The sequence below is a fragment of the Coprococcus sp. AM11-30B genome (assembly GCF_027674365.1).
GTDB classification, from domain to species: Bacteria; Bacillota; Clostridia; order Lachnospirales; family Lachnospiraceae; genus Allocoprococcus; species Allocoprococcus comes.
On sequence record NZ_JAQDVB010000029.1, the window covers coordinates 21889 to 44551 of the forward strand.

The window sequence follows — 22663 nt, forward strand, 5'->3', positions numbered from 1 at the left end:
TTCGGGGTGTGTGATTATGATCGATGAAGATGGCAAAGCCTATCAGTTTTACGGACCTGAACTAAATAAATTTAACTATCATACAGAATGGTCTTCATTATTCCCGGTGTTGAATCAGAGCGATACAAACCGGTGGAAATTAGAGAAGAATACGTTTTGCACAAAGTTATTCGTGCGAAATGATATATATGATTTGTATATGAATAATTTATCAACTCCTGATATGGGTAGATATTATCGGTGGGATGATTCCTGTATAAAAGCTACGTTGCTTTTACATGCCAAAACGGAGCATGAAGTAGAAGAAATCAACTGGAAATATGAACTGCGCACACCTCTTTTTGAAAAAGATGATTTGGTGGAGTTTGATTTTAATAACGGAACTGAGAAAATTAGATGCAAAGGGATTATTGCAGGAACAGATATTTACAGGGCACATGGAAAAATTGAAGAAATTGAATATGATATTTATGGGAAAGATTATAAAACCTTTAAAGAAAAATGCTTATATAAGCACATTGCTGAGAAACACATAAAAGAAACGCCGGAAAAACTAATAATTATTTCTGGCGTTTCGGGAGTTGGCAAAGGAACGGTTATACATCAACTATTAATAGAACATCCTGAAAAGTATGTCGTGTCGGTATCGGCGACAACAAGAAAACCACGAAAAGGTGAGGTGGATGGAAAATCCTATCACTTTACAACGCGAAAAGAATTTGAAGAAATGGTAAGTAACGATGAATTTCTGGAATTTGCAGAGTATGCGGGAGAATATTATGGTACTCTCAAAAAGGAAGTTTATAAGAATTATTTTAAAGGAAAGAATGTGATTATCGAAATCGATTCACAAGGAGCAAGACAGATCAGAAAGCAGCAAAAAATTCAGTCGGTATTTCTGATTCCACCATCGTTTGATGAATTATTACACCGATTAAAAAATAGTGGTACTGAGACAGAAGAATCCATTCGTAGGAGGCTGAAGCGGGCGTTGGTTGAAATAGAACATGTTGAAGAATATGGAGTTATCCTTGTAAATGATAGCGTGGAAGGTACAGCTTTTGTGGTCGATGCTCTTTTTCATCCAGTTTTAAAAAATGCCAGTGGAATGAATGAACGAGAGCTGAAGATAGCAAGAGAGATTCGGGAAGGGATTATAAAATATTTGTCTGACGAGGAAGGCGAATAATTGAAAGAGGATAGCTTCAGGGAAGTAAAATGTGAAGAATTTGAGAGTTGATAAAGAAATATATTTGCGACTTTTCCAGGTTCGGTAGAACGGGAATTGTGTATGGAGGAAGCAAGATGTTTGAGATAGTCCCATCCCAATGGATGAAAAAATGTTTTGAAGAAATTGATTTTGCATTTACAGATTTTCAGAAGGCAACCTTAATCTGGAATGCACCAGGCAGACTCAGGCAGGAAATTTTAGATGCCTTGGAGGAGCTGTCGGAAGAAACGAGAGATGAAACTCTAAGAAGACAAATCAACGAACGTCTGGACTATGAAAAAAAGGCATTTGAGATATTTATCCATAATCAAACGGGAAAATATATCTATGTTGTTGAAAACATGGAATATGAAAGCTGTGGCTTTTTCATTGATTATAACAGAGCTTTAAAATATGCAAAAAAATATATGCAGACATATGAGCTGAAATGTCGGATATGTAAGCAGATGATTGTAAATACAGATGCAGATGAAATTGTACGTAATCCGTGGCGAGAAAATCCAAATCTAGGTTTTGAAACGGAAGAATACTGTGCATATGACGGCACTGCGGTAGCATCCGTTACTTTAAATATGAGTGGAGAAATAGAACGATTCAATTCTTACGAGCTTCCAGAAGAGGAAAAAATTGTAGATAGCTATCAAATAGAACGATTCGAATATCATTTTATAAAAATGCCTTGTCCATTACAAGCTGGTACACCAGTAAAAGATATAAGGAATGGTTCCTATTATGTTCTGGAAGAGGGAGAAGCGGATTGGAATCGGTATCTGGATCGTATAGAAGAGAAAAATTGGTATGTTGATTTTTCAGATATACAGATGATTTGTTATAAACTAACAGAATCAGGAATCTGGTCACATGAGCATATTAACCCATTGTATCTTGAAGTAGAATTTCCAACATATATAGAAGATGATCCAAAAAGACAGGCTTTGAGATATGCAACAGAAGCGTTGGGAGATTATTTGAGTCATAAAAGCAACGGAAAAGAATTTTGCCCGGATTTGGTCCTGAAATATGCTAGAAAATATGCTGAAGTATGTAGGGAAAAAAACTTATCAGAAAAGATGCTGGAAGAGGCCAAAAAGCCAGAAGATATTATGCTGTAGACATCGGGATAAAAAGAAAATTTATTGAATATGGAGACTGTATATTATGAGTCGAAGCTATAAACATACACCAGTTTATAAAGGTGATAAAGACCGATTTGCTAAAAAGCTGGCAAATAGAAGAATTCGGCGAAGAACAAAAAGGAATCCTTATGATAGTCTGGCAGGAAAATCGAACCATTACCGGAAAGAAAATGAATCGTGGGATATATGCGATTATCGTCATTGGGGAGAGCCTATTTGGAGAGAAGAATCTTGTCTTAATCTTAGAGATTATCCGAATCTGTGGCAAAAATGTTATAGGAGAAAATAAGAAAATGCATTATGTCGTTAGTGATATTCATAATGATTATCAAAAGTTTTGTGAATTATTAAAGATGATTGAATTTTCCAAAGAGGACAAGCTGTTTATCTTAGGAGATTTGTTTGACCGTTCTGATTACAATCCAAATCCGGTAGATTTGTATTTTAAAGTTATGGAACTGGGAGACAATTGCTCTATGATTAGAGGTAATCATGACGAATGGCTGGCGGCATACATTTTTAAATTTTATCAAATACCGGAGTGGAAAAGAAGAAAAACAGAACCATATCAGTACAATACATTTCGATGTCTTACTCGCCGATTAGTGCCGGTGGATGTTCAGAATCTTGCAAAGAAAATTTTAACCTGACCACTTCAGCTGAGCGTTCAGGTGAATAATGAAAAATATCTGCTTGCGCATGCGATGACATCAAAGCCTGAATGCACAGAGAATAAGTATTATTATTTAATGGGAAATGAGATGAACACAGAGTACCTTCATAATGGGATAGAAGGTTATATTTCTGTCTGTGGACATAGAAATACTGCAAATCATAAGATTTGGAAAAATGAAAAAGGGAATCTTATCATGTGTGACTGCGGATGTGGATTTAGAAATGGAAAATTAGGATGTTTATGTTTGGAAACAAAAGAAGAGTTTTATGTATGAAGTAAAGGAGAACGTATGAGGTATTATGGTTTTGCGTTGAGTGCAAATTCAGAAGAGATTAAGGAAAATGCAAAAATCGAACTCAGACACTATGGATACGACAATGTACTCGAATCTATCAACTCGTATATGTATCAGAATATGAAAAATAACAGGACGTTTTTAGTGTATCGGGAAGAGGACAATCTGATTTCTGCAATCTTTTCTTTCGATGAACAGAAGCTGAGTTTTCAAAATGTATATGAAGGTATTCTTGAAATGTTGCGAGATATATTTGGAATAAAAAGGATTCAAGTAGATCCATATGAAATAACGATGCATCAGTTCATGGAATGTTTTCTTGAATGTAAAAGAAGAAGATGTTTTGACTATTCTAATCGGATCATAGAATCGTCGAATCTATGGATCTATTATTATTCTTGTATGAATGATACAAGACCATTTCCTTATGATTTTAAAGAGCGTATTATTTCTGAACAGGAGTGTGAGATCTGCAGTATCTACCATCGGGATTTTGTAGAGGAACTGAGAAATATAAAGGTGCATGCAAATCTATCTGAATACAGTGGAAATATGGTTCATTATGTGATATCCAGTCGTAGTGTTGAAGCAGCAGGTGAAATGACAGAAGTACTTGTTCAGAACTTACGCAAAGCGAATCGAATCAACAGCAGAAGAATGGAAATCGTCAGTGAAATAGAACCTAATCTGTTTAGGAAAAATAACCATCTTGAAGAAATTATCGAGAACAGTTATGGCGGAGTGATTGTTTTAGATTTATCTGAAAAGTTTGGGTATGATCCGGTTGATTATGTAATGGCAAGTCAATACCTGGAGAAACTTATAAAGAAGTACAGGAACCAATGTCTGTTTGTATTTACATATGATATGGATCATCCGGGATTTGCCTATTATCTCTTGCCACAGTTAAAAAGATATATGATGACGATTATGTTAAGAGAAGGAACAGGGGATAGAAAAGCAGCGGTCGATTATATGCAGCGGTTGATTGAAAAATCCGAATATTCAAAATATGCAGGACAGGCACAGGAGTTCATGGCATTGTTCCCAGGACATAAGTTTTCGCAGACAGATGTATTGAGGGCTTACGAGCAGTTTGAAGCATGGTGTCTGAATAAAAATATATTGAAAGCATATGACTACAATTTTTCAGAAGATTTCTTGTTGGACAGGGAAGAAAATGAAATATCTGCTTATGAAAAGTTAAAAAACTTGATTGGACTGAAAATTGTCAAAGAGCAGATTGACAATATTATTGCGGCAGATATTGTTGAAAAAGAACGAAAGAAACGAAACGGAAACGACTATCAGAGCAGTGCGATGCATATGATTTTTGGCGGTAATCCGGGAAGTGCAAAAACTACAGTTGCAAAACTATTTGCAGGAATTACAAAAGAAAAAGGCATTTTAAAAAGTGGTGCATTTGTCGAGCGTGGAGGAATGGATCTGGATGGACTAGGATGCGTAAGTGCTATCAGAGAAGCATTTCTGGCAGCAAGAGGAGGCGTTCTGTTTATAGATGAAGCGTATGCTATGAAGAGTGACACAGCTATTACGGTGTTGCTTCAGGAAATGGAAAATCACAGGGAAGATGTGATTGTCATTCTTGCAGGATACAATGAAAGAATGAAAGCATTTATGAAGAGAAATGAAGGATTGAAAAGCAGGATACCATATTGGATTGATTTTCCAGATTACACAACAGAGGAACTTACAGATATTTTTAAGCTGATGATTCATGAAAAAGGATTCTGCGTGACAGATGACGCAATCAAAGAGGCGCATTATATCTTTGAAAAAGTAAGAAATATCGATGATTTTGGGAATGGAAGATATGTCCGTAATCTGATGGAACGTGCGGTTAGACAACAGTCGGTAAGGCTGCTTTCAACAAGCGAAAGCGCAAGTGACATTCAAAAGGAAGAACTTTTTCAGATTACGAAGGCAGATATCCAGATGCTAGGAGAGGGAGAAAAGAAGGAAAGAGAATCAGGAACAGCCAGAAAAGAATTAGACGAAATGGTAGGATTAGCTTCTGTTAAAACAATAATCCATAAAGCGATTGCCAAACATAAGATAAACAAGCTTTGTATGGAGAAAGGTCTTCAAAGGGATAAAGCTTCTTTACACATGGTCTTTACAGGAAATCCGGGAACAGCAAAGACTACGGTTGCCAGATTGTTTGCAGAGATTATGAAAGATGATAAAATATTGTCAACAGGCGTGTTTGTAGAGGCAGGGCGTGCAGATCTTGTAGGTGAACATGTAGGAGCTACGGCACCGTTAGTTAAGAAAAAGTTTAAAGAAGCACAAGGAGGAGTCCTTTTTATTGATGAGGCTTATTCATTGTGTGACGGCTATGACAATGGATTTGGCGATGAGGCAATCAATACGATTGTTCAGGAGATGGAAAATCATAGGGATATTGTGATTGTAATCTTTGCCGGTTATCCGGAACCAATGAAGGCGTTTATTGATAGGAATCCAGGGATGCGTTCCAGAATTGCGTTTTGTGTAGAATTTGCTGATTACTCTGTCGAGGAACTTTGTGAGATTACAAAATTGATGCTTTCAAGAAAACAAATGACAATCACAGAGGCAGGAATGAAAAAGTTAAAAAAGAATTTCGAGAGCATAAAAGACAGCAGAGATTATGGAAATGGAAGATTTGCAAGAAAAATGTTGGAAGAAGCAGAGATGAATCTGGCAGAAAGAATATGTCAGATGGACGAAACAGAAATCACAACAGAAGTGCTGACTACCATTAAAGAAAGCGATATTCCAGATGTTCCATTGGAAGAAAGAAGACAGATAAAGAAGATTGGATTCGCATATTAAAGGACGCCGGGAACAGGAAAAATGCAAGTGTTAGAAATGATTTTTAGAAACGAAGGGGGATGACCGACATAGCTAGTTTTGTTGTTTCAGATATTCATGGAGAATATGAACTGTTTATCAGATTGTTAGAAGAAATCCACTTGAAAGAGACGGATACGTTGTATGTTCTCGGAGATATTCTGGACAGAGGTCCGCATCCGATTCAGATTATTCTGAAGCTTATGGAAATGCCAAATGTGGTATGTCTGACAGGAAATCATGAGCTTATGGCGTTAGAGTGTCTGGAATTCTTAATGCAGGAAATTACAGAGATTTCTATCGAAAAAGTTGATGAAAAAATGTTAGAGAATCTTGTGACCTGGCAATACAACGGAAGCAAGTCAACCATCGATGAGTTTCGGACATTGAGCCGGGAAATGCAATATGAAGTAATTGATTTTATAAAAGACTTTATGATTTATGAAGAACTGACAGTTAATGGGAAAAACTATTTATTAGTTCACGGAGGATTGGGAAATTATTATCCGGGAAAAGATATGGAAGAATATTCCATAAAAGAACTGATCTGGGACAGGGCTGAGTATGATATCCAATATTTTGAAGATACATATGTGGTGACAGGACATACACCGACACAAGGAATTATGGGGAATCCAAGACCGGGTTATGTATATAGGGAGAATCATCATATTGCGATTGATTGTGGTTGTAATCGAAGAAATGGACGTTTGGCTGCAGTTTGTCTGGATACAGGACGGGAATATTATGTTGAGAGAAATTGAAAATAAGGTGGAAAAACGAAATGATTGACTTACAATATGCGAAGAAAGCTTTTGAAAACTATTTAAATGATTATGATCGGAAAAACGAAAAGATAAAGCTGAAGATTGTGCACACTTATGGAGTAATGGAATGCAGTAAAAAAATTGCAGAAGATATGAAACTGTCCGCAGAAGATTGTGAGCTTGCTCAGCTTATAGGATTGTTGCATGATATTGGAAGATTTGAACAATTAAAATGTTACAACAGTTTTGAACCGGGAACGATGGATCATGCAGCATTCGGTGTGAGAATTTTATTTGAGGAGAGACTGATTCGGCGTTTTGTCGAAGAAGATAAGTGGGATGAAATTATTAAAACAGCAATTGGACATCATAGTGATTACTGCTTAAAAGGAATTAAACAAATAAGAAACGAAATGAATCTATATATTCAAAACGCTATAAATGAGAATGGAAATTACAGATAAATATAATTGAGATTTTGAAGGCGGTTTACAATTTTAAGCATAGCGAACAGAAGATGAAATAATATATGTAAGGTGGTAGGAAATGGATTATTACATAACAGGAGATTGTCATGCAAATTTTGAAAAGTTAATTTGGTTGGCAAGATTCAATAAAAAACTTGGAAAAGAGGATGTGATCATTTTATTGGGGGATGTCGGATTAAACTATTTTGGAGCTGACAAAGATCGGGAGAACAAAAAAATACTTGCGGATTTTCCAAATTATTTCCTGTGTATTCATGGAAATCATGAGGAAAGACCTTATCATATACAAACTTACAGAACACAAATCTGGCGTGGAGGAGAGGTATATTATGAGCCGGAATTTCCGAATATAGTATTTGCAAAAGATGGAGAAATTTATGATTTTGATGGGAAAAAGGCGATTGCAATCGGTGGGGCATACAGTCAGGATAAAGAATACCGACTTTTAACGGGTCTTCGGTGGTTCCCGGACGAACAACCAAACGACGAAGTAAAAAGTCGAGTAGAAAATAAATTGAATGAAGTAGATTGGAAAGTGGATTATGTGTTTTCTCATACTTGTCCGTTAGTATATAGACCGAATCGGCGGAATGAAGAATGTCAAGAGAAGATAGATCTGTCGACAGAGGAATGGATGGATAAAATTGCAAAGAAACTAGATTATTCGCAATGGTATTTTGGACATTATCATGATAATATTCAATATATGGATGCTCAACTACTGTATGAAGAAATCAAAGAGTTAGGGAAACCAGATACTATCCAGAAAATAGGAAGACCAAGGTACAGAGTAGGAGAAACGATGTATTTTACATTTGGAAAAGAGGATGAAAAGGAAGGCTACGGAACTGTTGAATGGGTTGATGATTATGGAACATTGGGACAAGAGAAAGAAGTTTCTTATGATATTGTGGGAATTCAATGTGATTTACCGGGAGAGAAAACGTTGTTTAAGCATATAAGAGAATCGAAAATACAGAGTATTGATGAGATGAAAATTGTTAGAATTGAGAGGGAGGAAGGATAGGTGCATTTTTATATTACAGGTGATACACATCGTAGCTTTGATCGTATTGAAGATTTTTGCTATGGATATGAAACTACAACAGAGGATGTGATGATTATCTTAGGGGATGCAGGGATTAATTATTGGCTGGATCTGTCTGACAAAGAATTAAAGGGACGATTATCAGAAATGGATATTACATTTTTCTGTGTTCATGGGAACCACGAAGCACGACCATGGGAGGCGGCAGATTACGAAGAAAAAATGTGGAATGAAGGAATTGTATATGTAGAAGAACAGTATCCGAATATTTTGTTCGCAAAAGATGGAGAAATATATAATTTTCACGGAAAGAAAGTGATGCCAATCGGCGGTGCATACAGCGTTGACAAATATTATAGGATACGAAATGGATTACCATGGTTTGAATCAGAACAGCCGGATGAAATGATAAAAGAATATGTGGAACAGCAGTTGGATAAAGCTAAGTGGAATGTGGATATCGTGCTCTCACATACAGTACCGATTAAAGCGGAACCCGTGTGGGCGTTTATTCCGGGGCTTGATCAATCAGCAGTGGATAAGTCAACGGAAAAATGGCTACAGAAGATTTATGACAGGTTAGATTTCACTGAGTGGTATGCGGGACATTATCATGTAGAAAGTGAGGAGAGTGGAATACGAATTATGTATGAAGATTATGATGAAATTTGTGCTGAAGAGTAAAAGAAAAATATAAGTTCATAGATGAAGGGGGATTTTTTTAATGACATATCTCAGCAGTTTTAAACTAAGTGACAGGAATGTTAAAAATCCCAATATATATTCATATAACGTATTTCGTAGAAAAGATATGGATCCGTTCATATTTGCACCAATTACCGTGTTATATGGAAATAATGGTTCTGGAAAATCTACTATTTTGAACACCATAGCAAATAAACTCATGCTAACAGGAAAAGAGTATGCGGCCAGTAATTTTTTTGGAATTATAACGTTCAAGAGTTATTCAGTAAAAGAGTGATAATCACTGAGGTTTTACATTTGAATAAAGGGGAGAGAAAAATATGGGCGAGAAACGAATGGAAAATTGTTTTGATGTAAATGATTCTTATGGAGACAAAATTTTAGGAAATTGTAATAAAGAAAAGAGAGCACAGCTTCATTACTGGTATGTCGATAAGATAATACAGAATGGTAAAGAATATGTATTAGCTCATGGGAATGTATCAGGACATAAAAGATTGATTGATACGATGCATATCCATACTTCTGAAATTCAATCTATTACAATAAACAAAAATACAGAAGAACTTATTATTGCAACAAGGAATACAGAATATTATTGTCCTTTAGAATATTGCAAGTGGGAACAGCAAGACAAGAATGCCGATTTGATTCCGGAATATAACTGGATTAAGAAACATTACAGGAAAAAGTTGGATATACCAGAAATTGATGAAGATAAAGTACTTTTAACCTTATCTAATTTTGATAAATACTATTATCATAGTGCATATTGCAAGCTGTCTTCTAAACAGGAGCCAGTAAGTTTTCGTGCTTATCCGCATATTGGAATGCTTCAAGATAGCTTTACAATATCTGGTGATGGCTCTTTGATAAAGCTCAGTTATTTTCCGCATCCCAAGAATATTCAATTTTACTGTGAATCGACTGCTAAAATGCCATTATTTGTAGAAAATATTGGAAGCGATATTTTATATGTTGATACTCACAGTGGATTAATTAAATTAGTGCCGGGAGAAAGAAAAGAAGTAAAAGTTGAAAATGTAGAACAAGAGGAACAATTATTGCCTTCATGTGATTTATATCCAGTAGAAATCATAGAATAGTAAATTTTAAAACAGATTGACAAATCAATGATTTAAGGATTGACATTGTGGGAGGATAAGATAAGAAGAATGAAAGCAATAGAGATTAAGGGGAAAGTAAATACAGCTCTCTGCTATGCAAAGGTAGTAGAAGAGGAAGCAATCGAGCAGATCAGACGTATGTGTGATTATGCAATAGCAGAAGATTCTAAAATCCGTATTATGCCTGATGTACATGCCGGAAAGGGATGTACGATAGGAACAACAATGACCATAACAGATAAAGTGGTTCCAAATGTGGTTGGAGTAGATATCGGATGTGGGATGTATACGGTAAATCTTGGAAAAGATGATGTTGATTTTGAAAAGCTGGATGAGGCAGCACACTTTATTCCATCGGGTCGTGAAGTATGGGAAGGACGTCAGGAGAGATTTGATTTGACAGATCTGCACTGCTACAGAGAACTGAAAGATGCAAAGAGGCTTGCAAGATCTCTTGGAACACTTGGCGGAGGGAACCATTTTATTGAGATTGATGAAGCAACAGATGGTACAAAGTATTTGATTATTCATTCTGGAAGCAGAAATCTGGGAAAACAAGTGGCTGAACTTTATCAGAAACTTGCCATTAACCTGAACCGTGGTTATGGTGAATATTTGAAAAAGATGGACGAGATCATAAGCAGTTATAAGGAACAAGGCAGAAGAAGTGAGATACAAAGTGCTTTAAAGCAACTTCAATGGCAGGTGTATGAGAGTCCTGTAAGCATACCAGAAGATTTGTGTTATCTGGAAGGAAAGTACCTGGAAGATTATCTTCATGATGTGGATATATGTCAGGTATTTGCCCGAAGAAGCAGGGAGAAAATGGCAGAGATTATTCTGGAGAGAACCAGAATGAACGGATGTGATGCTTTTCACACAATTCATAATTATATTGATACAGATGAAATGATACTGAGGAAAGGGGCAATTGCAGCGCATAAGGGAAAAAGAGTGCTGATACCGATTAATATGAAAGACGGAAGCATACTGGCTATAGGCAAAGGAAATCCTGAGTGGAATTATTCTGCTCCACATGGTGCAGGCAGGATTATGTCCAGAACAAAGGCGAAAAACGAGCTTAATCTGGACGAGTATAAACAGGCTATGAAGGGAATATATACAACCTCTGCAAATGAAAATACATTGGATGAGGCACCAATGGCATATAAATCTCAGGAAAGCATTATAGATGTGATCCGGGAGTCAGTAGATATTATTGATGTAATGAAACCAATATACAATTTTAAAGCATCAGAATAGCATTAAACAGAGATTAAAGGATGGCGAAAGCCATCCTTTTTTGAAAACGATAAATATGTTTTATTTTGAAAAATCATGCATACAGAGTACTAAAGTTTATGATATTTCGAACATTAGGTTGATTTTAGATTGAAAAGAAGATATTATTAATTCTTAAGGTGTAAAATGAATATTTCTAAAAGAAAATGCAAAAATATACCACAAATACCATCTGTCAACATAGTGTACCATCAAGTACCTTGGGGTATGGGAAAAGTTGGATTTGTTGTAAACGTCAAGAAATAGCAAAAAAGATCACAAAAAACATACAATTGTTAACGGATTTTAACATTTTCTTACAGAAAAAAATCATAAATTTAATTTTACAAGAACCAGATAATTTTTGTGCATTGCGCACAAATAATCAAGGAGAAACAATGAGAAAACTAGCATTAACTGATGATATTTTACTAAAAATCGAGAAACCTGCCCGCTACATCGGTCATGAGGTCAATTCGGTAATGAAGGACAAAAATGCGGTGGAAATCCGCTTTGCAATGTGTTTCCCGGAGGTATATGAGGTTGGTATGTCCCATCTGGGAATCCAGATTCTGTACGATATGTTCAACCGCCGGGAGGATACCTGGTGCGAGAGAGTCTACTCTCCATGGATTGATCTGGACAAGATCATGCGTGAAAAACATATCCCGCTCTTTGCCCTGGAATCTCAGGATCCGGTGAAGGAGTTTGATTTTCTTGGCATCACATTACAGTTTGAGATGTGTTACACCAATGTACTGCAGGTGCTGGATTTATCCGGTATTCCACTTCACAGTGAAGACAGAACTTTAGAAGATCCATTTGTCATTGGTGGTGGACCATGTGTTTACAATACAGAGCCACTGGCTGAATTTTTCGATATGTTCTATATCGGAGAGGGCGAAGTGGTTTATGATGAACTTCTGGAAGCATACAAAAAGTGGAAGAGAGCCGGAAAAAGCCGGAAAGAATTTCTGGAAATGGCAGCAGAGATTGAGGGAATTTACGTTCCTTCTTTTTATGATGTCACTTACAAAAAAGACGGCACAATCGAATCTTTCCTGCCAAACAATCCGCATGCAAAGGAAAAAATCAAACGAGTAGTTGCGGCGGATATGAGCCAGACAACCTATCCGTTAAAGCCGGTTGTTCCGTTTATCAAAGTAACTCAGGACAGAGCGGTTCTGGAGATTCAGCGCGGCTGTATCCGTGGATGTCGTTTCTGTCAGGCGGGAATGGTTTACCGTCCGACACGTCCGCGTGATATCAACATGCTCAAAGAGACAGCACGTGCAATGCTGAAAAATACGGGACATGAAGAGATCACCTTAAGTTCTTTAAGTTCCAGTGATTACAACGAACTGGAAGAGATCGTCACCTTCCTGATCGATGAGTTCCACACACAGGGCGTCAACATTTCCCTGCCGTCCCTTCGTATCGATGCATTTTCTTTGGATGTTATGAGCAAGGTGCAGGATGTGCGTAAGAGCAGTCTGACCTTCGCCCCGGAAGCCGGAACACAGAGGATGCGTAATGTAATCAATAAAGGTCTGACGGAAGACGACATTTTAAATGGTGCAGGACAGGCTTTTGAAGGTGGATGGACGAAGGTCAAGCTCTATTTCATGCTTGGACTTCCGACCGAAACCCAGGAAGATATGGAAGGAATTGCTGTTCTTGCAGATAAAGTAGCACGCCGGTATTATGAAATTCCGAAGGATCAGAGAAATGGAAAATGTCAGATCACGGCAAGTAGTTCCTTCTTTGTACCGAAACCATTTTCACCGCTTCAGTGGGCGACCATGCAGCCGATGGAAGAATATATCCGCCGTGCAGGAATTGTACAGGAAGCATTCCGCAACCAGCTGAACCGCAAGAGTCTGCGCTACAACTGGCATACCGCCGAAGTAACCGTTCTGGAAGGCGTCTTTGCCCGCGGTGACCGGAAGGTCGGAAAGGTTCTGGAAGAGGCTTACCGTCTTGGCTGTATTTACGATGCGTGGGATGAGTATTTTGATTATGATAAATGGCTGCAGGCCTTTGAAAATACAGGTGTAGACATGGATTTCTATAATCTCAGAAAGCGTGAATTAGATGAAATCTTCCCATGGGATTTCATCAATTGTGGCGTGACAAAATCTTTCCTTATAAGAGAATGGAAGAATGCAATGGAAGGGAATGTAACCCCGAACTGCCGTGCAAAATGTTCCGGCTGTGGGGCAGCAAGTTACGGAGGAGGTGTCTGCTTTGAAGGCAAGAATTAAATTTCGGAAAAATGGAGTGATGAAGTTCATCGGACACCTGGATATCATGCGGTATTTCCAGAAAGCGATTCGCCGTGCCGAGATTCCGATCGCATTTACCAGTGGTTACAGCCCGCATATGATCATGTCTTTCGCTAATCCACTTGGCGTAGGGCTTACCAGTGACGGGGAATATTTTGATATCGAATTGACCGAGTCAATCGCCAGCAAAGAAGCGGTCAGACGGCTGAATGAACAGATGGTAGACGGCATGGAGATCGTCAGCTTTGTGCAGATCCCGGATGATAAGAAAAGCAAAGGAATGTCAATCGTAGCAGGTGCCGACTATTTATCTTCGGTAAAAAATGGCAGCCTGCCGGAAGATCTTGCTGAAAAGCTGGAAGCTTTTTATGCGCAGAATGAAATCTGTGTGGTCAAAAAGACGAAAAAGAGTGAAAAAGAAGTGGACATTCGTCCGATGATCTACAAGCTGGAATGCCGGGACGGAAAGATTTATATGCGTGTGGCAGCAGGAAGTGTCCAGAACTTAAAGCCGGAGCTGGTCACAGAAGCGTTTGTCCGCTATCTTGGTATGGATGCGGAGGAAGTGACCTTTACCCACCACAGACTGGAAACTTTTGCGGAATCCGAAGACACGGAGGGCAAGATGATTCTGGTTCCACTGGATGCGCTTGGAACGGAGATTGTATAGATGGAACGAAAAGTACTCCTTACGGAATGCATGAACCGCCGGGTGCTTGCACTTTTAGAGGACGAGAAAGTAACGGAATTTCACTTTGGCAGTAGCGGAGAAAAAAAGAGCTGCCGCCTGGGTGAAATTTATGTCGGAAGAGTACGGAAAATCCTTCCGAATATCGGTGGCGCATTTGTTGAAATTGCAAATGGTGAGCAATGCTATTTTGCGCTGGATGGAAAATATACCCCGGTTTTCACCAATAAGATCGGAAAGAAGCCACTTGTGATCGGTGATGAGCTTCTGGTTCAGGTGGAGAAAGAAGCAGTGAAAACCAAGCAGCCTGTCGTGACCGGGAACTTAAATTTCACCGGGCAGTATGTAGTACTGACTTCCGGCAATCGTACCATTGGTGTGTCCGGTAAAATTCACGGTGCCCGGAAAGAAGAGCTGCAAAAGCTGGGACAGGACTATATAGACTGTGATTTCGGACTGATTTTCCGGACAAATTGTGTGGAAGCAGAAGAAACACAGATCCGTGCCGAAATTGACAAACTGGCAGAGAACTATCACAGAATCGTAGAATATGGCAAGATGCGGACCTGCTTCAGCTGTCTGCAGAGTGCACCGGATCCGTGCGTACAGGCACTCCGGGATATTTACAAAAAAGATTTGACGGAAATTATTGTAGAGGAAACGGTAGAAGAAGGAGCGTTGTATAAAGAAGTTCAGACTTATCTGGAAACGGAAATGCCAGATGAACTTCCGCTTCTCCGTGCGTATACGGATCCGTCTTATCCACTTGTAAAATGCTATAACCTGGAAGGGGCGATCCGAGAAGCCAGACAAGAACGGGTATGGATGAAATCCGGGGCTTATCTGGTGATCCAGCCAACCGAGGCGCTGACTGTAATCGATGTCAATTCCGGGAAATGTCTGAAAAAGAATTCTCATTTTCCGGAGATCAACCGGGAGGCAGCAAGAGAAGCAGTCCGCCAGATCCGGCTCCGCAATATTTCCGGTATCATTATTATTGATTTTATCAACATGAAATCAGCAGAAGAGAAGAAAGAACTTCTTGCGTATCTGCAGCTGGAATTAAAGAAGGACCCAAATCCGGGAAATGTGATTGGAATGACGAAACTGCAGCTGGTGGAAATTACACGAAAGAAAATCCGAAAAACACTGGAGGAAAGTTTACATGGGTAAAAAAGAAGTCAAAACAAATGCAATGCGAATTTTAGACAGAAAGAAAATTTCTTACGAATATCAGACCTATGAATGCGATGAATTCACGGACGGAATTGAAACCGCCGACAAGCTGAATCTGCCTCACGAACAGGTTTACAAGACCATTGTCACAACTGGGAAAAGTGGCGAACATTATGTTTTCGTTCTTCCGATCGAAGCAGAAATTGATTTTAAGAAGGCTGCAAAAGCGGTTGGTGAAAAATCTATTGAAATGCTTCATTTAAAGGAGTTAACACCGCTTACCGGCTATGTGCGTGGTGGATGCACTTCGATCGGAATGAAAAAGCATTTTCCGACGATCATTGATGCAAGTGCACAGCAGTTTGAGAAAGTCTATGTAAGTGCCGGAAGAATCGGTGCACAACTGACACTTGCACCGGAGGATTTGAGAAAAGCAGCGGATGCTACATTTGCAGATGTAATTCATGCATAGAAAGTTTTCAAAAAAAGAAATTCTATTAGACAAAATGCAAGATTTTCAATAGATTCCAAAAGAAAATCTTGCATTTTTCACGTCAGCGTAATAAAGTAATAACTACATAAGTGTAGAAACATCTGCCCGGTGTTTCTACAGAAAATGCAGGTTTGCCATGTGCAGATCAGAATACATGAATTGAGAGATGGAGGAATACCAACAGATGATTAAGGTAGTGAAATTCGGCGGAAGCTCTCTTGCCGATGCAGTACAGATTAAAAAGGCAGGAAAGATCGTTCTTTCAGAGGAATCAAGACGTTACGTTGTACCGTCTGCTCCGGGAAAGCGTTTTTCCGACGACACCAAGGTAACAGATATGCTGTATCGTTGTTACGGCGCAGCTGTAAAAGAGAAGAAATTTACAGAATTACTCGCTGACATTCAGAAGAGATATCAGGAAATCATTGAAGGGCTTGGGATCACTCTTTCTCTTGACGAAGAATTTGCCACCATCCGTGATAATTTTGCAAAGAAGATCGGAAGAGATTATGCTGCTTCCCGTGGAGAATATTTAAACGGACGTGTAATCGCAGCTTATCTTGGATATGAGTTTATCGATGCGGCAGAAGTGATCAAGTTTGATGAAAATGGGAACTTCCTTTCAGAAGAAACTAACCAGGTACTTGCAGACAGACTTTCAAAAGTAGAGCGTGCCGTGATTCCTGGATTCTACGGAGCACGTCCAGACGGAACGATCCAGACATTTTCCCGCGGCGGATCTGATGTAACAGGATCGATCGTTGCAAGAGCCACACATGCTGATATGTATGAGAACTGGACAGACGTATCCGGATTCCTCATTGCAGATCCCCGTATCATCAAGAATCCAAAAGGAATCGAAGCAATTACTTACAAAGAGTTACGTGAACTTTCTTATATGGGTGCCAGCGTATTGCATGAAGATGCAATCTTCCCGGTTCGTAAAGAAGGAATCCCGATCAACATCCGTAATACAAACGCACCGGAAGAAAAGGGTACTCTGATCGTAGAAGGAACCTGCAGAAAGCCGAAGTATACAATTACCGGTATTGCAGGAAAGCGTGGATTTGCTTCTATTACAATTGAAAAAGCAATGATGAACTCAGAAGTCGGATTTGGTCGCAAGGTTCTTGGTGTATTTGAAGATGAAGGGATCTCTTTTGAACATATGCCGTCAGGAATTGATACTATGACTATCTTCGTTCATCAGGATGAATTTGAAGAACATGAGCAGAAAGTGCTTGCGGGCATCCACCGTGCCGTGAATCCGGATGACATCGAACTGGAATCCGATCTTGCACTGATCGCTGTTGTTGGACGTGGAATGCGTCAGACACGCGGTACAGCCGGAAGAATTTTCTCCGCACTGGCACATGCACATGTCAATGTAAAAATGATCGACCAGGGATCCAGCGAGTTAAATATTATCATCGGTGTGAGAGAGCACGACTTTGAAGCAGCAATCAAAGCAATTTATGATATTTTTGTTAACACTCAGCTGTAAATCTTCAATTCGATCCTCAAATATGGTATAGTACAGGTGTTGGGGAAAACTCCCCTGTACAGAACATTCATACAAGAGAGGATACGAAAATGAACATATTATTTTTCCTGAAGCCAAAAGCAGAAGTGGCATTTGTATATGACTACCACACGCTCAGACAGGCAATGGAAATCATGGAGTACCACAAATACTCATCCATTCCGATGATCAACCGGGAAGGTAAATACGTCGGTACAATCACCGAAGGAGACCTGCTCTGGGGACTTAAGAAGCTGAACATCCTGAATCTGAAAGGAGCAGAAGACATTGCAATCACGAAGATTGCAAGAAGAGCAGATTACCGGCCGGTAAGCGCTGATTCTAATATGGAAGATCTGATGGAAAAAGCGATGGATCAGAACTTTGTTCCGGTCATAGATGACCAGGAGAATTTCATAGGAATTATAACACGTAAAGACATTATCGGATATTGTTACGAAAAAATTAAAAAAATCGCAAATTAGGGGTTGACTTTGTGCGGTATGCCACTGTATAATACAGAGGTATGCCGCACAACGAGGTTATAAGTCCTGATTTGATCAGACACCGTAGTTGGCGAGTAATGATAATAGGAGGTGCCATATGTACGCAATTATAGCAACAGGTGGTAAACAGTACAAAGTAGCCGAAGGCGATATCATTAAAGTAGAAAAGCTTGGTGTGGAAGCCGGACAGTCTTATACTTTTGACCAGGTTCTCGCAGTAAGTGGTGACGAGCTTAAAGTTGGAACACCAGTAGTAGAAGGTGCAACAGTTGAAGCATCTGTAATTGGTGACGGAAAAGCTAAAAAAGTTATCGTTTACAAGTATAAGAGAAAAACAGGTTACCACAAGAAAAACGGACACAGACAGCAGTATACAGCAGTTAAGATCGAAAAGATCAACGCGTAAGAAGCTGGTGGTTATATGATACGAGTAACCATTTATAAAAATGAAAAACATCAATGTGTAGGTTTCAAAGCACATGGTCATGCAGGATTCAGTGAAGAAGGACAGGATATTGTCTGCGCAGCTGTTTCCGTACTTACGATTAATACTTTGAATGCCATTGAGAAATTTGCGGATGACCGTACAAGCCTTGTATCCGATGAATCCAAAGGACTCATTGACTATCGACTTAAAGGTAATCCGACTCGCGAGGCAAAGCTTTTGCTTGACGCGATGGTTCTTGGTCTGGAAGAAATTGCAGAAGATGAGAACTACAGAGAATATATGGATTTGACATACGAGGAGGTGTAACAACCATGATGAAATTAAACCTTCAGTTTTTCGCTCATAAAAAAGGAGTTGGTTCTACAAAGAACGGTCGTGACTCTGAATCTAAGAGACTTGGAGCAAAAAGAGCAGACGGACAGTTTGTAAAAGCTGGTAACATCCTTTACAGACAGCGCGGAACAAAGATTCATCCAGGAATCAATGTAGGTCGCGGTGGTGACGATACATTATTTGCACTGGTTGACGGTGTTGTTCGTTTTGAAAGAAAAGGAAGAGATAAGAAACAGGTTTCTATCTATCCAGTAGCTGAATAAGCAGATTTAACAGAGGCTTCAAACTTTTTTGGTTTGAAGCCTTGTTTTTAGTCATAAATAAGGAGGACATATTATGTTTGCAGACAGAGCAAAAATATATATCCGATCCGGAAAGGGCGGCGACGGTCACGTCAGCTTTCGCAGGGAATTATATGTTCCGAATGGCGGTCCGGACGGAGGCGACGGCGGTCGCGGCGGTGATGTAATCTTTGAAGTGGACAAAGGTCTTAACACACTGGTAGATTTCCGTCACAAAACAAAATATAAAGCACAGGACGGAGAGGAAGGCGGCAAAAAGCGCTGTCATGGTAAGGATGCAAAGGATCTGATCCTGAAAGTTCCTGAAGGGACAGTTATTCGTGAAGCAGAGACCAATAAAGTCATTGCCGATATGTCGGGCGAGAATCAGCGCCAGATTATCTTAAAAGGTGGTAAGGGCGGTCTTGGAAATATGCATTTTGCAACCTCTACCATGCAGGTTCCGAAGTATGCACAGCCGGGAAAGCCTGCACAGGAACTCTGGGTGAATCTGGAACTTAAGGTGATCGCAGACGTTGGGCTTGTAGGTTTCCCGAATGTTGGTAAATCCACATTCCTTTCCCGTGTAACCAATGCGCAGCCAAAGATTGCAAATTATCATTTCACAACACTCAGTCCAAACCTTGGAGTTGTAGATCTGGAAGGTGCAAAGGGATTTGTTATTGCAGATATTCCAGGACTAATTGAAGGAGCATCAGAAGGTGTCGGACTTGGACATGAATTTTTGCGTCATGTTGAACGTACCAAGATGATGATCCATGTTGTGGATGCGGCAGGTATCGAAGGACGTGATCCGGTTGAAGACATTTACAAGATCAACGCTGAACTGGAAGCCTATAACAAAGAAATTTCCATGCGTCCACAGGTCATTGCAGCGAATAAGGTTGACCTGATCTATTCCGAAGATGAAGATCCGATCCAGAGACTGAGAGATGAGTTCGAGCCAAAAGGAATCAAGGTATTCCCGATTTCCGGTGTGACCGGAGAAGGGCTTTCTGATCTTCTTTACTATGTAAATAATGAACTTCAGAAGTTGGATGACAAGCCGATCGTATTTGAACAGGAATATTTCCCGGAAGAAGAGATCATCCACATGGATCTTCCATATACCGTGGAAAAAGAAGACGATGTATTTGTAGTAGAGGGACCGAAGATCGAAAAGATGCTTGGTTACACCAATCTGGATTCCGAGAAGGGATTTGCTTTCTTCCAGAAATTCCTGAAAGAAACCGGTATCCTTGAACAGCTTGAAAATGCAGGTGTTCAGGAAGGCGATACTATCCGTATGTACGGTCTTCAGTTTGAATATTACCGTTAGAAAAGAACATAATTTCAGAAAGGAGAAGTTTTATGACTTCCAAACAGAGAGCTTATTTAAAGAGCCTTGCGATGACAATGGATCCGATCCTTCAGATCGGTAAATCCAGCGTAACACCGGAACTTACCGCAGCTGTTGCAGAAGCGCTTGAAGCAAGAGAACTGATCAAGCTTCACGTTCTTCAGAACTGTGGAGATGATCTGCGTGGAATGGCAGAGATCCTTGCAGAGCGTACACGTTCCCAGGTGGTACAGGTTATCGGAAGAAAAATCGTTCTTTATAAAGAGGGAAAAGACGATAAGAAGAAAATCGTTCTTCCTTAATGAGTGGAGTATAGATTATGAGAATCGGTATTATGGGCGGAACATTTGATCCCATCCACAACGGGCATCTGATGCTTGGTGAATATGCATACCAGCAGTTCCATCTGGATGAAGTGTGGTATATGCCAAACGGCAATCCGCCCCATAAATCAAATCCGGAAATACGAAAAGATTTACAGGACCGTGCCGAAATGACACGCCTTGCAATTGAAGAGATCCCGTATTTCCGGCTTTGTACCTATGAAATGGATCGAAAGGAAACTTCGTACTCCTATCAGACAATGGAGTATTTTAAAGAGACTTATCCGCAGGATGAATTTTATTTTATCATCGGTGCGGATTCTCTTTTCAATCTGGAAACCTGGAAATGTCCGGAAAGACTTCTGAAAACAGCGGTCATCCTGGCAGCATATCGGGATGATGCAGGAGCGCCGAAAGAAATGCGCCGTCAGATCACATATTTGAAAGAAAAGTATGCATGTGATATCCGGCTTCTCCGTACCCCTGTGATGCCGGTTTCTTCCAGTGAGATCCGGCAGATGATCCGAGGAGGAGAGACAGAAGATCTTCCGATTCCGAAAAAGGTTGCAGATTATATAGATTTGAACAGATTATATCAGGTGAGTGAACATGACGGAAACAATACTTAAGATGCAGAAAAAAGTAAAACGGTACCTGGATAAAGACCGTTATGATCATACGATCGGTGTGATGCATACGGCAGGCTGCCTTGCCATGCGTTATGGTGCCAATCTGGAGCAGGCTTTGACGGCAGGACTTTTACATGACTGTGCAAAATGTGTGCCGGCAGATGAAAAGATTAAGCTCTGCGAGAAAAATCATATCGAAATTTCCGATGCAGAGAACAAAAATCCGGGACTTCTGCACGCAAAGCTGGGCGCATTTTTTGCCTGGAAAAAATATGGAATAGAAAATGAAGAGATTCTACGATCGATCGAGTCTCATACAACCGGTCGTCCGAATATGTCTCTGCTTGATAAGATCATTTATATCGCAGATTATATTGAGCCTGGAAGAGATGTTGCACCAAATCTTCCGGAAGTACGTGCGCTTGCATTTGTAGATATCGATGCATGTCTTTACCGTATTCTGGAAGATACACTTGCATATCTTGCCGAAAAAGGTGCAACGTTAGATCCTGCGACAGAAGAGACATTTTTATATTATAAAAACCTGAAAAACAGTGATTCCGAAAAGGAGGACAAAAACTGATGCAGACAATCGAGCAGTCAAGAGAGATGGCAAAACTTGCCTGCGAAGCACTCGCTGACAAAAAAGGCGAAGATATCCGTGTAATTGACATTGCAGGAATCTCTGTGCTTGCAGATTATTTTATTATTGCAAACGGAACCAATGAGAGCCAGGTAAGAGCTCTTGTCGATAATGTCGAAGAAGAACTTGCAAAAGCAGGATATGAAGTCAAACAGCGTGAAGGCTATGGCCTTGGAAGCTGGGTGCTTCTTGACTTTGGCGACATTATCGTTCATGTATTTGACAGAGAAAACCGTGTTTTCTATGATCTGGAAAGAATCTGGAGAGACGGAAAACAGGTTGATCCGGAAGAATTATAAAAGATTTTTGTACAGAAGTAACTAGCATTTTTCTATAATTTGTAAAAACAATTATTCTGTAGCAAAC

The 22663-nt window shown here is 39.6% G+C and carries 26 protein-coding genes; all 26 read left to right on the top strand.

Annotated features, from left to right (window positions below; genetic code table 11):
* The first annotated feature begins 16 nt into the window (after positions 1 to 16).
* The 26 genes from gmk to rsfS all read left to right on the top strand — a co-directional run bounded on the left by gmk (position 17) and on the right by rsfS (position 22596).
* The gene (gmk, locus tag PGU50_RS15970) at positions 17 to 1189 is read left to right on the top strand and encodes a guanylate kinase (RefSeq protein ID WP_270203742.1); all 1173 of its coding nucleotides are present in this window, start codon (positions 17 to 19) and stop codon (positions 1187 to 1189) included.
* A gap of 116 nt (positions 1190 to 1305) precedes the next feature.
* Complete coding sequence (locus PGU50_RS15975) at positions 1306 to 2343, top strand: hypothetical protein (protein ID WP_270247424.1); 1038 nt, start codon at positions 1306 to 1308, stop codon at positions 2341 to 2343.
* 98 nt (positions 2344 to 2441) lie between these two features.
* On the top strand, positions 2442 to 3017 hold the full coding sequence (locus PGU50_RS15980; RefSeq protein WP_270247426.1) for a metallophosphoesterase: 576 nt from the start codon (positions 2442 to 2444) through the stop codon (positions 3015 to 3017).
* 21 nt (positions 3018 to 3038) lie between these two features.
* Positions 3039 to 3317, top strand: a complete 279-nt coding sequence (locus tag PGU50_RS15985) for a hypothetical protein (RefSeq protein WP_270203739.1) — start codon at positions 3039 to 3041, stop codon at positions 3315 to 3317.
* Positions 3318 to 3332: 15 nt separating this feature from the next.
* On the top strand, positions 3333 to 6176 hold the full coding sequence (locus tag PGU50_RS15990; RefSeq protein WP_270247427.1) for an AAA family ATPase: 2844 nt from the start codon (positions 3333 to 3335) through the stop codon (positions 6174 to 6176).
* Positions 6177 to 6235: 59 nt separating this feature from the next.
* Positions 6236 to 6958: a metallophosphoesterase gene (locus tag PGU50_RS15995; RefSeq protein WP_270247428.1), complete on the top strand. Its 723-nt coding sequence runs from the start codon at positions 6236 to 6238 to the stop codon at positions 6956 to 6958.
* A gap of 20 nt (positions 6959 to 6978) precedes the next feature.
* On the top strand, positions 6979 to 7425 hold the full coding sequence (locus PGU50_RS16000) for an HD domain-containing protein (RefSeq protein ID WP_330672584.1): 447 nt from the start codon (positions 6979 to 6981) through the stop codon (positions 7423 to 7425).
* Between the two features lie 82 nt (positions 7426 to 7507).
* Positions 7508 to 8476 (top strand): metallophosphoesterase, encoded by a 969-nt coding sequence (locus PGU50_RS16005; RefSeq protein WP_270247430.1) that lies wholly within the window; start codon positions 7508 to 7510, stop codon positions 8474 to 8476.
* Positions 8477 to 9181, top strand: coding sequence for a metallophosphoesterase (locus PGU50_RS16010; protein WP_270203734.1), 705 nt, complete (start codon positions 8477 to 8479; stop codon positions 9179 to 9181).
* A gap of 40 nt (positions 9182 to 9221) precedes the next feature.
* Positions 9222 to 9479 (top strand): AAA family ATPase, encoded by a 258-nt coding sequence (locus PGU50_RS16015; protein ID WP_270247432.1) that lies wholly within the window; start codon positions 9222 to 9224, stop codon positions 9477 to 9479.
* Positions 9480 to 9522: 43 nt separating this feature from the next.
* A complete protein-coding gene (locus PGU50_RS16020) occupies positions 9523 to 10308 on the top strand; it encodes a hypothetical protein (protein ID WP_270247434.1) in 786 nt (261 codons plus the stop codon).
* Positions 10309 to 10377: 69 nt separating this feature from the next.
* Positions 10378 to 11592: an RtcB family protein gene (locus PGU50_RS16025; protein ID WP_270203731.1), complete on the top strand. Its 1215-nt coding sequence runs from the start codon at positions 10378 to 10380 to the stop codon at positions 11590 to 11592.
* A gap of 416 nt (positions 11593 to 12008) precedes the next feature.
* Positions 12009 to 13874 (top strand): TIGR03960 family B12-binding radical SAM protein, encoded by a 1866-nt coding sequence (locus PGU50_RS16030; protein ID WP_270247435.1) that lies wholly within the window; start codon positions 12009 to 12011, stop codon positions 13872 to 13874.
* Positions 13858 to 14565 carry a TIGR03936 family radical SAM-associated protein gene (locus tag PGU50_RS16035; RefSeq protein WP_055157215.1) on the top strand — a complete coding sequence of 236 codons (708 nt, stop codon included), beginning with the start codon at positions 13858 to 13860 and terminating at the stop codon, positions 14563 to 14565. The genes PGU50_RS16030 and PGU50_RS16035 overlap by 17 nt, the downstream gene beginning before the upstream one ends.
* The gene (locus tag PGU50_RS16040) at positions 14566 to 15756 is read left to right on the top strand and encodes a ribonuclease E/G (RefSeq protein ID WP_270247437.1); all 1191 of its coding nucleotides are present in this window, start codon (positions 14566 to 14568) and stop codon (positions 15754 to 15756) included.
* A complete protein-coding gene (ybaK, locus tag PGU50_RS16045; RefSeq protein WP_117834750.1) occupies positions 15749 to 16231 on the top strand; it encodes a Cys-tRNA(Pro) deacylase in 483 nt (160 codons plus the stop codon). The genes PGU50_RS16040 and ybaK overlap by 8 nt, the downstream gene beginning before the upstream one ends.
* Before the next feature lie 205 nt (positions 16232 to 16436).
* A complete protein-coding gene (locus PGU50_RS16050) occupies positions 16437 to 17756 on the top strand; it encodes an aspartate kinase (protein WP_055157219.1) in 1320 nt (439 codons plus the stop codon).
* 89 nt (positions 17757 to 17845) lie between these two features.
* Positions 17846 to 18259, top strand: coding sequence for a CBS domain-containing protein (locus PGU50_RS16055; protein WP_055248622.1), 414 nt, complete (start codon positions 17846 to 17848; stop codon positions 18257 to 18259).
* Positions 18260 to 18377: 118 nt separating this feature from the next.
* Complete coding sequence (rplU, locus tag PGU50_RS16060) at positions 18378 to 18686, top strand: 50S ribosomal protein L21 (RefSeq protein WP_008370484.1); 309 nt, start codon at positions 18378 to 18380, stop codon at positions 18684 to 18686.
* A gap of 15 nt (positions 18687 to 18701) precedes the next feature.
* Positions 18702 to 19034, top strand: coding sequence for a ribosomal-processing cysteine protease Prp (locus PGU50_RS16065; protein ID WP_008370483.1), 333 nt, complete (start codon positions 18702 to 18704; stop codon positions 19032 to 19034).
* Positions 19035 to 19039: 5 nt separating this feature from the next.
* Entirely contained in the window at positions 19040 to 19324 is a 285-nt protein-coding gene (gene rpmA / locus PGU50_RS16070) for a 50S ribosomal protein L27 (protein WP_008370482.1), read from the top strand.
* A gap of 73 nt (positions 19325 to 19397) precedes the next feature.
* Positions 19398 to 20681 (top strand): GTPase ObgE, encoded by a 1284-nt coding sequence (gene obgE / locus PGU50_RS16075; protein WP_055248620.1) that lies wholly within the window; start codon positions 19398 to 19400, stop codon positions 20679 to 20681.
* A gap of 32 nt (positions 20682 to 20713) precedes the next feature.
* Positions 20714 to 21004, top strand: a complete 291-nt coding sequence (gene yhbY, locus PGU50_RS16080) for a ribosome assembly RNA-binding protein YhbY (protein ID WP_008370480.1) — start codon at positions 20714 to 20716, stop codon at positions 21002 to 21004.
* A 17-nt stretch (positions 21005 to 21021) separates the two neighbouring features.
* The gene (gene nadD / locus PGU50_RS16085; RefSeq protein ID WP_022221033.1) at positions 21022 to 21654 is read left to right on the top strand and encodes a nicotinate-nucleotide adenylyltransferase; all 633 of its coding nucleotides are present in this window, start codon (positions 21022 to 21024) and stop codon (positions 21652 to 21654) included.
* A complete protein-coding gene (gene yqeK / locus PGU50_RS16090) occupies positions 21635 to 22237 on the top strand; it encodes a bis(5'-nucleosyl)-tetraphosphatase (symmetrical) YqeK (protein ID WP_117559509.1) in 603 nt (200 codons plus the stop codon). Before nadD ends, yqeK begins: the two co-directional genes overlap by 20 nt.
* A gap of 8 nt (positions 22238 to 22245) precedes the next feature.
* Positions 22246 to 22596, top strand: coding sequence for a ribosome silencing factor (gene rsfS, locus PGU50_RS16095; protein ID WP_117559511.1), 351 nt, complete (start codon positions 22246 to 22248; stop codon positions 22594 to 22596).
* Positions 22597 to 22663: the final 67 nt, after the last annotated feature.